This is a genomic window from Azospirillum sp. Marseille-Q6669, from assembly GCF_965111635.1.
In genome coordinates this window covers 755744-769028 of record NZ_CBCOOP010000004.1, presented here as the reverse complement: position 1 = coordinate 769028, position 13285 = coordinate 755744, and the positions used below count along the sequence as shown (strand labels likewise).

Below are 13285 nucleotides of genomic sequence, written 5' to 3'. Positions count from 1 at the left end.
TCACTCCTGTAATGGTTCGGGGCGGGTATCGTTCCGGCGCGCGCGGAGCCGCGCCCGCAGGCGCGTCCACCACACCGGCGGGCGCTTGGCGACGTCGCCGAGCGCCAGGGCGAGGCGGACCAGCACGAGCATCAGCCCCAGCGCGGCGGTGGCGAGCTGGAGGCCGAGCGTCAGGTCGGCGGCCCAGAGGGGAATGGTGGCCGCCACGGTGCCAGCGGGAAGGTCGAAGGCGGTGCGAGCGGTCATGGCGGGTCCTGCGGGCATGAAAAAGCCGCCTCAAGGGCGGCCGGGCATCAGACGGTTGGGGTGTTGTCGCGGGCGTCAGACCCGGACGCGGACCTCGCCCGTGGGGGTGCGATACCCGCCGCCCACCGGCAAGTTGCCGGCCGCCGCAGCTGCGTTGGACGAGTAGACGGGGAGCTTCGAAAAGGCGGCCTGCACGAACGTCGTGAAGTCGACCATGAGGGGCACCACCACGCTGGTGTTCGGGTCGTTGTACCCGAACATCATGTAATCGATGGTGTAATCGGTAGCGCCCTCATAGAGGACGCCGTCCAGGCGCTTCCCGAAGCGCTCAATCTCCACGAACTGGTTCTGGACCTGGGCCATGACGGGTATGGCCGCAGACTGATCCGGGAGCTGGAACTCCTGGTCCCCGTAGGTGTCGTTATTGACCTTGAGGGTGGTCATGAACATCCCATCGTGGTTGTCGAAGACGATGGAGTGCCGGCCCCCGCCGTTGGTCTTCAGCTCGTTGATCGCGTTGACGAGGCTGGAGGTGTCCGTGGTCAGGAGGTTGTCGAGCTTGCCGATGCCCACCTGCATGTCAACGAGGAGGGGGACCAGTCCAGTGATCCCGACTGCGTTCCCGCGGCACCCTGCGTCATAGACGTTCACGGCCCCGACCATCGACCGGATGTCCTCGGGGGACGTGTACTGGGTGGAATACCCCAGGTTGGTGGAGTCGAGTTCAAAACCCGCGCCCCCGTCATCGAGCAGGCTGAAGGGCAGGGGGTGGGAGTGCTTGGATGGATCGACCGTCGCGGCGATGGCAACGTTGGCGGAGCCATCGAAGGTCGCCGTCCCCGTGACGCCGCCGCTCAGGGAGATGGTCCGGGCGGTGGCGAGCTTGGTGGCGGTGCCGGCATTGCCGGAGACGGACGTCTGGGCGGGGTGGACGTGGTCCGCACGGGCCGCCTGCCCCGAGGTGCCGACGGCCGCCGTGCCGGGGGCCGAGGGAGTCACGCTGCCCACCGTCGCCTTGCCGTTCCAAATCGCCTTCTCGGCGTCGGTCACGAACCGGTTGTTGGTATCCTGTGTGACCGTCGCGTTGATGCTGACGGCGCTGGACAAGTCGGTGGTCACGGAGCCGGTAACACCACCGGTCAGGGTGATCGTGCGCGCGGCGGTCAGTTTGCCCGCCGACGCCACCGCCTTGGTGCTGTCGGCGGTGTTGTCCACGCTGCCCAGGCCGACGTCGGCTTTGCTCAGGGTGACATCGCCGCTCTTGCCCGCCACAGTCTTCACGGGAGCCGCAGCGGCGGCGCGGGCCGTCGTGAAGTAGAGGTTGGCCGCTCCTTCCGGCACCGCGTCGGTGGAGCCGGGCGAGGCCGATATCTCGACGTAGCCCGATCCGGACCAGCGGTAAGTCTTGTTGGTCCCGGTGGCGACGTAGATCTTGCCGGTCTCGCCGGAAGCCGGAAAGTTGCCGGTGGCGGAGAATTCCAGCACGTCGTCCACATAGGACGGCAAATAGGACGCCGGCACCTTCCCGTCGCTTCCGAGGGGCGTCACGCCGTTGGCGGCGCCCTTCTCGCTGGCCGCGATCCGCGCCGTGCTGTCCGCCGCGTTGATCGTGATGCCGGCGCTGCCGTCGAAGGGGACGTTGTTGATGGTCACCGCGCTGGCCAGTTTGGTCGCCGTGCCGGCGTTGCCCGACACGCTGGTCTGCATTGGATGGACATGGTCCGACCGGGCCGCCGTGGCCGCCGTGCCGGCGGAGGCCGTGCCCGCGGCCGAGCCAGCCGTCGTGCCGACCGTGGCTTTGCCGTTGATCTGGGCCTGGATCGGCCCGGTCACGCCGTCGAGACAGCCCAACTCCGTCACGCTCACCGCCGCCGGCCAGTCGCTGTGCGCGGTCACGCTGTGCGCCGTCGGGGTCCGGGCGTCGGAGAGGCGGCTGTCGCTGCCCAGCACCACCTCGCCCGATGCCGCGTTGCCGCCGGCCGGGGCGTTCCTGGCCGCCGCCGAGCCCAGCGCCGCCTTGTCCGCCTTCTGGGCGGCCAGCGCTTGTTCCGCCGCCTGGGCGCGGGTGGTCTCGACCTGGACCGCCTGCTGAGCGGTCACAGCGGCCTGAGCCGCCGAGGACGCCGCCGCCTGGGCATGCTCCGCCGCAACCTCTTCGCTGTGGCGGGCCGCCTGGGACGACGAAAGCGCCTCTTGCGGAGCGGCGACCGCCGCCTCGTAGAGCTGGATCATGTTGCTGGTACGGGCCGCCAGATCGGCGGTGATGGACGCCGTGAAGTTCTGAATGATCCCGTACGGCAAAGCCCCGCCGGAGGTCCCGGCGAAGGGGGTGGCCAGGGTCAGCCGGTCGTCTTCGAACGACACGATCTCGTAAAGGCGCCCACCGTCCAGGGTAAAGACGTCACCGGCCTTCAGCTTGCCGGACCAGCGCGTGTTGGAGCCGAGGACGGTCGTGGACCCGTTGGTGACCGCCACGCGGCCGACTTTGTACCAGCTCATGCTTTCACCTTCTCGATCGTGGGTTGCGGGGGAAATACGACCTCCGCCGGGCTGGTGAAGGTGTGGTTGAGGTCGCGCAGCGCCTGCCGCCATGCAAGCAGCGCGGCGCGGCTCTCGTCGGTCAATGGGTAGTCGCCAGCCACCAGATGCTGGGTCGCGTCGAGGCGACGCCTGACCTCGCCATTGATGCCGGTCCAATCGGCCAGTACAAAGTTAAGTCGCATGGATCACCACCTCGATATCCTGGTATGGAAAGGACTCGAAATTCAACCGGTGCAGGCCAGGGTGTGGTGTTGAAAAAATTATTTCGCTATCATTCACGACAGTCTTGCGCCCGTTCAAGTATAGCATCGTGCCCGTCCGCAAGCCGGTGATAGTCGCACTATCCGCTCCATCTGCGGCGATCCTAGTCTTGTCGACAACAAGAGAAATCTGAGGGCGTCTGCACACTTCTTTCGTAACTGGATCAATGTACAGCGTTCTGCCGTCAAGTTTCTCGCCCAGATGCTTGGCATAATCAGGATATGCGAGATCGAGCATAACATTCATGCAAGTCGCCACGCCCGCGATGCGACCGGTTGCCGGGTCGTAAAGCGTCATGTCGATCATTGCTGGAGTCTCCTGTGCTTCGCGCGGAACAGCCGACGCAGCAGGAGACGTCATTGGGATGGCGACGGTCATCGGCGCACCTCAATAGCGGTCAGGGAGCGGTAGGTCATGAAGCTTTTGGAAAGAAGACTGGCATACCCGTAAGGAGTCCAAGCTCTGGCATTATCCAATGCCGGAGCTTTTCTGGCTTGGAGCGCGTATGCAAAATTTCCGGACCCTTGAGTATTATCAACAACAGTATATGTCCAGGGCCGAGAACAAGCATCATACGCACTCATGTTGCTAAGAGAACCTCCAAGATTTTCCAGCAATGGCACCCAATCCCACCCATTTTGTGCACTGTTCTGTTTTCCACGAAGAAGACGAAGCTCGGCCATTGGCCGGGCTGTATCCTCATTTAGCCCATAGTTTCCTTGCAGGATATGCATCAGCGACGCGATAATAAGGATGGGCTGACCAATCGACACCAGATTGTAAATCTCCGCCACGGTTTGGAAATCTTGGACCATTTCGATTTGCCCAGGAAAATACTGAGACACCGGTACCGTCACTTGATTTTCACCGATGGACAGCGTCCTCACCGTCGCATCGCCAAGCTGGGAGTTATTGCGGATGATGACACTGTCGGAGGCAATCTGGCCGCCGGTGATCCGGGTCACTCCCCCCGGCTGCCAGGACTGTGGCAAGGTGGCGTTCGGAGCGCACTCACCAAACAGGGCCAGCGCCGCGAACAGCCAGCTGTCAACGTGGGACGGGTTGGACAGGGTCGCGTGCTTGCGGATTTTTGGGCGGCCCATACGCGCGTTGACAGGCGCGACGCCGCGAACCCATAGGCGTCTCCAAGCCTCTATGCGCGTGCCGTCGCTGGGGTCGCCCGGCTCATTATTGGAGTGCCCATCTGCGTCGGGAATGGCGTACGCAATCTCGTTCCCATTGACATCAAGCCAGGAGATGAAGATTTGCCCGATGCACCTATGGGTGCTGACAAAGACGGAGAACTCATAGGACGTGCCCGGCACCACGGGAATACCAGACCAGTTGGACGCCGGGTGGGTGTAGTTTATGTCGCAGAACCCTGCGCCATATGCATTGTTCTGGAATATGGCAAGGCAGTGGCCTCCTTTCGGGTGCCAGCCCTCCTGATCGGCGACATAGATGATCGACTGCTCCCCATCGCTGAGGTATCGCGCCCTATCCCAGCACTCCCAGCCGGCAGAGAAGTCACTGTTTGCCAGCTGGTTTCCGGTGGAGAACTCCGCGAACAGGTCGATGGTGAGCGTGCCGGTCTTCATCTCCCGCGCAGTTACGGTTTCAGCGGCAATCTTGCCCCCGTTAATCTCGGTGGTGTCCCCGTAAAGCCAGCCTCCGACAGTCGTCAGGGTGTTAGACCCCTTGACGATGATCTTGCCCGGGTTGATGGACGTGTCGCCGTCATTGATGCGGGTCACCGGGTCCTGCGCGCCCGTGGCCGCATTGCTGGCGACCGTTGACAGGGCCGTGCCACCGACCGTGATGGTGCCCGCGAGAACGGTCCCAGCGCGGAGCTTGGCGGCGTCGATGCCGTTCGGGCCGATGTGGGTGTCGGCAATCCAGGCGTCCCCGATGACCGCGCTCTTGATGTAGACCTTGCCATTCTGCACGGTGAACGGGGCCGTTTTGGCCGCCCCGGGCATGACGACCTCAAACTTGTCTGCCAGCACGGTGAAGGTGCTGTACGGGACGCCGTTGATAGGCGTCGAGGCGAGGCCGAAGCCCGAGACGTAGCCGTTGACGTCGACCTTGACGGTGTACTGGGCTTCCAGCCCATCAATGCTCGAGGCCTGCTCCTGGATCGTGGCGGAGTTGCCGTTGGCAGTAGTCTCCACGGTGCTGACGAGGGAAGACACAGTGCCGATGGCGGACGCCCGGGCCTCGGACTCCTGCTGCACCAGCGCCACCATCTCGCCCGGAGCCAGCGACCAAGCGGAGGGGGTGTTGCCCTCCTCAAGCTGGACGTCGGTCACGTCCACCTGGGCGCCCGCGAGGTTGTACTGGAAGAAGCGCAGCCGGCAGTTCCTGATCGCCGCCAGGGACGACTTCCACACAGTGCTGAAGGTCGTCCACTCCGAGGACGTGACGGCGAACGCCGTCTCGGGGAGGGTGTCCGGGTTCAGGTCGGCGTGCAGCTCGCTCGAGGCCCCTGCCACCAGCCGGGCCTTGAAGGACAGAACATAGTCGGTGTCCGGCTTCAGTTCGGCGAGGGCCGGGGAGACGACGCTCTGGGCGTTGCCTGAGACCCGCACCCGGTACCGGCTGGCGAAGGCCACGTCCTCTGTGACAGGGAAGGGGCTCGTCCAGCGGTTTAAGCGCTGCACAAGGTTGGTCCCGCCGGAGAACCGCGCGAACAGCTTGGTGATGTCCTGGGCCACCGCATCGAGGGCTGTCACACGGGCGTTGGTCTCCTCCTGTACGGCCGCTGCGATGTCCTCGCCCATCTGGGTGGTGAGGCTGTCGATGCGGATAACAAGGGCCCCGTCCTTGTCGGCTCGTGCCAGGGCCTCCGTATGGATGGCCGCCGCAATGTCCTCGCCCATCTGGGTGGTGAGGCTGTCGATGCGGAGGGCAAGGGCCTCGTCCTCGGAGACGCGGGTGGAGGCCTCCGTGTAGATGGCCGCCGCGATGTCTATGTCCATCTGGGAGATGACTGTGTCGATGCGGAGGGCAAGGGCCCCGTCCTCGTCGGCGCGGGCCGAGGCCTCCATCTGGATGGCCGCGGAGATCTCCTCACCCATCTGGGTGGCGATGAATGTCATCCTCTCAGCGAGGGCTAGGTCCTCGTTTGCGAGGGTAAGCGCCTCGTCGTAGATAAGGGAGACGGCATCCCCCACGGACGATGCCACCGTACTGATGCTCTCGGTCAGGGCCTCGTACTCGAGGATGCGGGTCGAGGTCTCCGTCCGGATCAGGGTCTTGACGTCCCCCTCAACGCCGTCCAGCAGCGTCCGCACGTCATCAATCGTCCTATCAATGGACGTCGCCGTCCGGTCCAGGCGTGCCTGGGCGCTCTGCCGGACTTCTTGAGCCGCCAGCACAGCCTCAAGGGCGGCCTCACCGGCCAAATCCAGGCTCGCCGGTAGGCGCTCGATGCGCTCGCCCAGCTCCTCCGCAAGGTCCCCCGGCTCGATGCGCAGCGCGGTCACCGGGCCAAGGGCAATCCACTCGCCTTCATTGCCGCTGGTGTCCACGGACGCGGCCCAGACCCACCGGGTGGCCCCCGCCGGCAAGCCGGTCAGCGTCACCCGGCGCAGGCCCGCCCCGACTAGCATGGCGGCGGTCTTATCGTCGGCGGGCGCCGCGTAGAAACGGACCTCCAGAGTGTCGGCGTCTGCGGGGGGCGTGAACGTGAACACCGCGCCACCGTAGACCTCGGTCACCGCCATGTCCGTGGGCGGCCCCGGCGGTACGTCGTCGCCCGTCGCGGCGATGGTCTTTTCCGGCGTCCAGCCGGACACCCCGCTGATGGCACGGGCACGCAGCCGCACCCCGTAGGTGTAGCCCCCGACCACATTGACGACGCAGCGCCCACCGCCCGCCGGGATGGGGGTCGGGTTTGACGCCGTCCCCGGCCAGCCGGTGGTCAGGCCGTCGCGGATCTCCAACTCGTAGTCCAGACCGGGGACCTCGTCCCAGGTCACCACCAGCCGGATCAGCACCACCCCGTCCGGTCGCCCGCCGGCAGAAGCCGCGTCGAGCAGCGTGCCCAGAGTGAGGCCGGTCGGTACCGGTACGGTCAGCGCCCCGGCGCCGTACGTCCCATCCGGCTGCACCACCACGGGCCGCCCGGCCTGTCCGGCGTCGGGCGGCAGCAGAGCGTAGCGCCCGAGCTGCGTGGCGTAGACCCGCTGCTGCCCCGCCGGCCAGACGACGCGGGCGCCGCCGTTGGACGAGCCGTAGACCGCCAGATAGCGCAGACGGTCCGGCGCCACCAGCCGCACCCGGACCAGCTCCGAGGTGAGGCCGTCCTCCCGGCACACCGTGGTCTCGTCGCCGACGGCCATCCGGCTGGTGAAGGACCAGAAGGACGGTTCCGGCCCCTGAAGAATGATGTCGCCCTGGTCACCGGTCGAGGTGGTGACTTCCGAGGCGCGGTCAGGATAGACGAAGGCCATCAGAACCGCCGTTCTTTGATCTGGAAGGTTTTGGTGAAGATGCCGAGGCGGCTTTCGTTGACGCCGCCGGTGTCCACCGGTTTTCCCCACACCGTGTAGTGCGCAAGGTTCGGGGCGTTGGGCCGCGCCACCATCAGGATGTCGCCGGTCTTGCCGGCCAGCCGCTCGATCTCAAGCGCGACCTCGTCGCGCTCCCGGCGGGTCATCTCGCCGAATTCCGCGCTCAGAACGCGGCGCCGTGGCCCGGCGCGGGAGTACATCTGGCCGCCGGCGCCGTCGCGCTCCTCCGACAGGTCTTCCCAGCGCACGCCCCAGTTCGCCTTGAAATTGAAGGCGAAGCGATGCAGCGGCGTCAGGACCAGCCGGCCGGCGCGCGAAACCTCCCGGTCCGGATCGGTGACGGCCACCTCCCACACCCGTGCGGTGACCGTCGCCGGCAGCAGATGGATGGCGTAGTTGTGCGCGTCGTCGACGTGCCCCGGCCCGGCGTAGGTGTAGACCGGGGCCGCCGACAGATCGGCCACCGTCGCGGCCGCGCGCACCCTCAGGGTGGCCGCCGGCCCGGCATTGACCAGAGGCAGCACCACCGCGTCCACCGCCTTGCCGGCGTGCAGATCGGCACGAACCGCCAGTTCGGGACCGGTCTGCTCGTGATAGCGGGCCACGTGCTTGATTTGCAACCGCTCCACACCCAGCGTGTCCGGTCCGGGGTGGAGGGCGGTCAGGGTGGCGGTGTCGGCGTGGTTGATCCAGCCGACCCGTGCCGTCAGGTTGTCCATGTCACACCTCAATAACCAGTTCGGTCCATTCGCCCTCGGCGACTTCCGCCACCACGCCGATCTGGCCGCCCTCCAGGCCATGGCCGTCCCACTGGATCGCCACCTCGTCCCCGATGTCGAAGAAGAAGGGGGGCGTGTCGGGCACGACCCGGTAATGGGCCCGGTTGCCGAGCCAGTGGGCCAGGGACGCCTGCAGGACGGTTTCGCAGCCGATCTTGTCGGCGAGGCAGGTCTCCACGACGGCCGGATCCTGCGCGCCCAGATGAAGGCGGTCGCGGGTGACCTCGTCCTTCGCTTCCGCGATCTCCTGCCCACGCGCCAGCCAGCGGCGCCGCTCCGGCCCGCCGACGGGGTCGGCCGCGCCGGGGGTGTCGTCGCCCTTGAGCTGGCTGGCCGTCTGAGGCGTCCAGTTGCGGTCGTAGCCGCCGCGCAACCGCCACGGCGGCGGATAGACCTCCGTGGGAAGCTCGGCCGGCTGCAGGCTGATCAGCGTCCCTTCGGCCTTGGAGAGCAGGCAGCGCGGGGATCCCGTCGCCACCTTCCAGACACCGACCTGGAGTTGGCCGCGCCACGAGAACGCCCCCCAGCCGCAAGGCGCCAGAAGGCGCTGGATCAGCGACAGGACGGTCGGCTCCTCGCCGTGGGAGACGTAAAGCTGCACCTCGCCGGGCATGTCGGCCGCGAAACGCTCGAAATGGCGGACGGATTTCCGCGTCGCCGGCAGCCCGCCGCGCCGGAAGGCCAGATCGTCGATCACCAGGGCGGTGGTGTTGAGATACACCCCGTCCACAACCAGACCGTCGAAATCGCAGGTCACGTCGCCCGCCGGCTCCGCCGCCAGCGTGAAGGTCGAGGCCGCCAGATCGATGGCCGCAAGGTCCGTGGGCAGTTGCGGGACGCCGGCGACATAGACCGCCCGCAGGGCGCGCGACGGGCCGTCGTTGAACTGATAGGCCGGAACCGTCGTTGCGATCCGGGTCGGCGTCACGTTGTTGCACGGGCCATAGCCGAAGGGCCGGCGGCGGTTGGCGATTTCCGGCGGGGCGTCGTCCGGGTAGGTGGCGGTCTGGGCCGGCTTGTCGAGCAGGTAATCCCAATCCCGCAGCCGGATGCGCACCGTGTCGTCGTCGCCGGGCACGATGTCCCGGGCCGTGCATTCGAAGACCACCTCGGTCGTCCCGTCGGGCCGCGGCTGCAGCACCTCGACCGGACGCCCGTCGACGGCGACGCGCCGCAGCAGGTCGCTGCGCTCGCCCTCCAGATTGTCCAGTTCGAGGTCGCCGAGGCTGGCGTTGGCCCAGCCGCCGACCGTGCCACCGGTCAGGAGCGTGCGGCTGAAGGAGGGGGTCCGCAACCCGTCCTCGAACTCCCTGTGGTCGCGGTCGATGTAATTCATGGTCCCGTAACGCAGCATGACGTCTCCGATGGCGAGGGACAGGCGGTCGCGGCGGGCGCCGAAGGGGGCCGCGCCGAAGGGAGAGGCGCCGAACATGACGTACCCCTGGACGGTGGCGAGGGTGGTGCGGGCGGAGGCCCGCAACGGCGGCGGAACGGCGGTCGGCACCGGGGGGCGCCAGACCGGCCGGCGGGTGAAGGCGCGGACCATGGCCAGGGACCGCCCCGCTTCGACGCGGGGCGGCGGACGGACGACGCCGCTCAGATCGAGCGGCGCCGGTTCCGTCACGGTCAAGGGCTGCTCCTCGATCCGGACGAGGAAGACACGCATCAGGCCGCGCGCCCCGGCAGCGTGCCGGCGTCGCCGGCCCGCTTGAACTGGCCGCGCAGCGCGGCCAGCGCCTTCTCCTGGCGCAAGCCGCTGTCCTTCAGCCCTTCGAGGACCGTGGTCAGGTCGGCGCCGTTGAAGACGACCGCGCGGAGCAATTGCCGCAGCGTCTCCACCACCGCGGTGTCGGGGGCGGGCATCGTGGTTGTGGTGCCGCCGCCGCGCCGCAGGAAATCGACGCTGGCCCGGCTGGTCATCACCATCGAGCCGGTCGGCAGCCGGATCAGCTCCGGCCCGGCGTCGTTGACCATGGTGAGGCCGGTGGCCGGTCCGCCGGCGCCATGGGGAAGCCGGTTGATCGCGTCGACGATGGAGCTGTCGTAGGATTTGACGGCCGGAAGGTTGGCGACCTCCCCCATGATCTTCTGCCAGAAGGCCGTGGCGCCCTGGCTGCCAAAATAATCGGTGTAGGCGGTCAGCAGACGATCGGCGGTGCTGGCCATCCGTCCCAGCGCGTCGTTGTCGTTGGCGGCCGCCTTCGCAAGATCCGTCTGGTACGCGCCCAGCGCGTTGGTGTAGGCGGTGGACGCCGAGACCCCGGCGGAGCTGGTGCCCAGCTTGTTGGTCAGCCAGTCGGTGAGCGATTCTCCGGACTGCCGCGCCTTTTCATAAGCCTGGGCCTGCTTCTCGAGAGTCTGCACCTCCTGCAGGCGGGCGCGGACGACCGGATCGGTGACCGCCGACAGCTCCCGCGCCTGCTCCAGCTCGGTCTGGTAACGGTCGAACTCCGCCTGGGACAGCTGGCCCAACGCCACCTGGGCGGCCCGGTAGCGCTGATCCAGGCCGGCCAGGGAGTCCTGGCGGGCGATGTCGCGCGCCGCGGCAGCCAGCCCCGACATCACCGGGTCGAGCTGAGCGAAATACTCGACCGCCTTTCCCAGCTGGTTGACGTCGAGGCCGGCAAAGATCGCCTTAGCCTGGGCCTCGTACATGTCGTTCGGGTTGCGGCCCGACATCAGGCTGTTGGCCCAATTGTTGTTCCACCAGGTCCGGACGTCGGTCAGCTGGTTCAGGTAGTCGGCTCCGCGGGCGCTGTTCAGCCCGGCGTCGAACGTCTTCCGGTAATCGCCGTAGATCTTCTCCTTCGCGGCGGCTTCGACATCGTTGATCAGGCCGACCAGGGCGGGATTCACCTTCCCCACCTGATCGCGGAAGGCGGCCATCTGCCCGTCCAGCTCCGCCACCGCCACCTGCACCGTCTGCCATTGCACCGGGTCCCGGATGTTGTCCAGGATCGCGGTCAGCTGGCCCGTTGCCATGGACGCGTAATCCGCTTCCAGGCCGAACTCCTGCGCCAGCCTGAACTGGTCGACCATCGGCTGGAGGCTCTCGGCGGTCGCCGCAAAGGCCGATTTCTGGACCGCGTGCAGCGACGTGTCGAGGTTGGACAGAGCCGAATTCGTCTGCTCGATCGCCTTGGCCAGCGACAGCCCCTGGACGATCTTGTTCAGATCGCCGCTGTTCTGCGCGGCATCGGACGCCAGGGCCTTGCCGACCAGCCCATCGGCGGTCAGCGTGCCCATCACCTCGCGGATGAACGCTTCGGGTGTCTGGGCCTTTTTGCCGTTGTTCACGACCTTGGGGCCACCGTCCACGAAGAAATACTGCTGCCCCTCGCGGACCTGCACACCGAGCTGGGTCATGGTGTTGACCGCGGTGGCCACGGCATCGGTCACCGCCACCACACGGTCGGTGCTCCCGCCGTTGTCCGCATCGGCGCCGATCCGGACCAGCTTGCCGTTCTCGACCCGCAAGGTCGCGGCGGCGTTCGGGCCGACGGAGGCTTTCTGCGCACCGATGCCGCCGCCCAATGCACCGGCGACGGCACCGACCACGGCACCGGCCAACGTTCCGATGCCAGGAACGACTGAACCATAGGCCGCACCGGCTGCCGCACCAGACAAGGCTCCAGCCCCGGCCCCCACCACCTTGCTGTTGCTTTGAGTGCCGGCCCAGCCGCCGAACAACGAACCAGCCGCAAAGCCAACCCCAGCCGAGCCGAGGACGCCTCCAATGGTCGCTCCGCCTGTGCTTGCACCGGACGGGACGCTTCCCAGGCCTACGGTTGTATTCCCGGCACCAGCCATCGCATTGGTCATCCCGCCTGGCAAAGCAGCCACACCGGCGGCATGCGCTCCGCCACCGGTCACCGAACCCATGGCGATAGACCCACTGCCGGTGATGCTGCCGGGCAAGGCCGCCGATGCCACCGTGCCGCCCCAAAGTGTGGTGTTCATCACACTGTCGTAAAGTCCAGACAGCCCCAACTTGTCTCCCACCCATGACAGCGCTTTCCCCCCGGCCCAATTGCTCGCCATGGAGGAAACCTGCCCGGTTGGATTGCTGCCACCCTGGGCTGGGCTGTTGCCCGATGTCGCAAAGGCACCCCACAGCGTTGGACCACTGGTTCCGAAGAACGCGTTCTTCAGCGGCTGAATGGCCGCCATCTTGACCAGATCGATGGCGAGTTCACCGATGATCGCCTTCGTGGTCTTGCCCCAGTCCAGCGCCGCAGTCTTGCCGGTGACGAACGCCTTCACCAGGGTGTCACCCATGCTGTCGAACGCCTTCTCCAGCTTTTCGGCCAGAGCAATCCCGGCCTTATTAACTGCTTCCTCGGCTTTCTTCGGATTGGCCGACGAATTATTGGCGGCGGCAACCGGGGCATCGCGTTTTTCACCGGCGGAACTGGTTTGCACCGGGGCCGATTGCCGCACCGCGGCGGTCTGGAGAGACCCCGTGGAGCCCTGCGCCTTGGTCAGGTCTCCGATCCGGCCGGACAGCGCCTCGAAGGCCGGACCGTTGAGATTAGCGGCGGCCTGGGCGGCGCTCTCGTGGATTTTGGCCATCGCACCGGCCCAGGACCCGGCGGAGGCCGTCGCGGTGGCGGTGCTGGCCGCCTGGGCGCCGGCGGCGGCTTCCGCCGCCCGCATGCCGGCCACCCACCGCTCGTGCGCGGCGGTGGCCTTCCGGACGGCGGCGTCCTGCTGGGACAGGATGGCCGCGCGAAGCCGTTCCTTGTCGGCCAGCGCGTGTTCGCTGGCTTCCAGATTGGTGAGTTCATCCGCGAAGCGGCTGGTGATCGCCGTCACCTTGGTCGTGAGCCGTTCGACATCCCCGTACTGGCGGGCAAGCTGCTCACCGGATTTGGTCGCGCGGACGGTGGTGGATATCCAGTCGTCGTAGCCGACGACCAGCTGTTCTGCTGCCATGGCTGCCTC

The 13285-nt window shown here is 67.0% G+C and carries 8 protein-coding genes; all 8 read right to left on the bottom strand.

Translation table 11 applies throughout. The features are described 5' to 3' along the window. A complete protein-coding gene (locus ACWPXE_RS24810; protein ID WP_014199154.1) occupies window positions 1–246 on the bottom strand; it encodes a hypothetical protein in 246 nt (81 codons plus the stop codon). 75 nt (window positions 247–321) lie between these two features. Then, window positions 322–2745: a tail fiber protein gene (locus ACWPXE_RS24805; RefSeq protein ID WP_454019968.1), complete on the bottom strand. Its 2424-nt coding sequence runs from the start codon at window positions 2743–2745 to the stop codon at window positions 322–324. Continuing rightward, complete coding sequence (locus ACWPXE_RS24800; RefSeq protein ID WP_454019967.1) at window positions 2742–2969, bottom strand: phage tail assembly chaperone; 228 nt, start codon at window positions 2967–2969, stop codon at window positions 2742–2744. Before ACWPXE_RS24800 ends, ACWPXE_RS24805 begins: the two co-directional genes overlap by 4 nt. Then, a complete protein-coding gene (locus ACWPXE_RS24795; protein ID WP_454019966.1) occupies window positions 2959–3426 on the bottom strand; it encodes a hypothetical protein in 468 nt (155 codons plus the stop codon). Before ACWPXE_RS24795 ends, ACWPXE_RS24800 begins: the two co-directional genes overlap by 11 nt. Next, window positions 3423–7502 carry a phage tail tip fiber protein gene (locus ACWPXE_RS24790; protein WP_454019965.1) on the bottom strand — a complete coding sequence of 1360 codons (4080 nt, stop codon included), beginning with the start codon at window positions 7500–7502 and terminating at the stop codon, window positions 3423–3425. The genes ACWPXE_RS24795 and ACWPXE_RS24790 overlap by 4 nt, the downstream gene beginning before the upstream one ends. After that, window positions 7502–8281, bottom strand: coding sequence for a hypothetical protein (locus ACWPXE_RS24785; RefSeq protein ID WP_454019964.1), 780 nt, complete (start codon window positions 8279–8281; stop codon window positions 7502–7504). The genes ACWPXE_RS24790 and ACWPXE_RS24785 overlap by 1 nt, the downstream gene beginning before the upstream one ends. Window position 8282: 1 nt before the next feature. Continuing rightward, window positions 8283–10007 (bottom strand): hypothetical protein, encoded by a 1725-nt coding sequence (locus ACWPXE_RS24780; protein WP_454019963.1) that lies wholly within the window; start codon window positions 10005–10007, stop codon window positions 8283–8285. Then, entirely contained in the window at window positions 10007–13276 is a 3270-nt protein-coding gene (locus ACWPXE_RS24775) for a hypothetical protein (protein ID WP_454019962.1), read from the bottom strand. The genes ACWPXE_RS24780 and ACWPXE_RS24775 overlap by 1 nt, the downstream gene beginning before the upstream one ends. Between the last annotated feature and the right edge of the window lie 9 nt (window positions 13277–13285).

What these genes read in the sequence shown, in the direction of transcription:
- ACWPXE_RS24810 (WP_014199154.1), bottom strand. Translation starts at nt 246, where the DNA reads ATGACCGCTCGCACCGCCTTCGACCTTCCCGCTGGCACCGTGGCGGCC.
- ACWPXE_RS24805 (WP_454019968.1), bottom strand. Translation starts at nt 2,745, where the DNA reads ATGAGCTGGTACAAAGTCGGCCGCGTGGCGGTCACCAACGGGTCCACG.
- ACWPXE_RS24800 (WP_454019967.1), bottom strand. Translation starts at nt 2,969, where the DNA reads ATGCGACTTAACTTTGTACTGGCCGATTGGACCGGCATCAATGGCGAG.
- ACWPXE_RS24795 (WP_454019966.1), bottom strand. Translation starts at nt 3,426, where the DNA reads ATGACCGTCGCCATCCCAATGACGTCTCCTGCTGCGTCGGCTGTTCCG.
- ACWPXE_RS24790 (WP_454019965.1), bottom strand. Translation starts at nt 7,502, where the DNA reads ATGGCCTTCGTCTATCCTGACCGCGCCTCGGAAGTCACCACCTCGACC.
- ACWPXE_RS24785 (WP_454019964.1), bottom strand. Translation starts at nt 8,281, where the DNA reads ATGGACAACCTGACGGCACGGGTCGGCTGGATCAACCACGCCGACACC.
- ACWPXE_RS24780 (WP_454019963.1), bottom strand. Translation starts at nt 10,007, where the DNA reads ATGCGTGTCTTCCTCGTCCGGATCGAGGAGCAGCCCTTGACCGTGACG.
- ACWPXE_RS24775 (WP_454019962.1), bottom strand. Translation starts at nt 13,276, where the DNA reads ATGGCAGCAGAACAGCTGGTCGTCGGCTACGACGACTGGATATCCACC.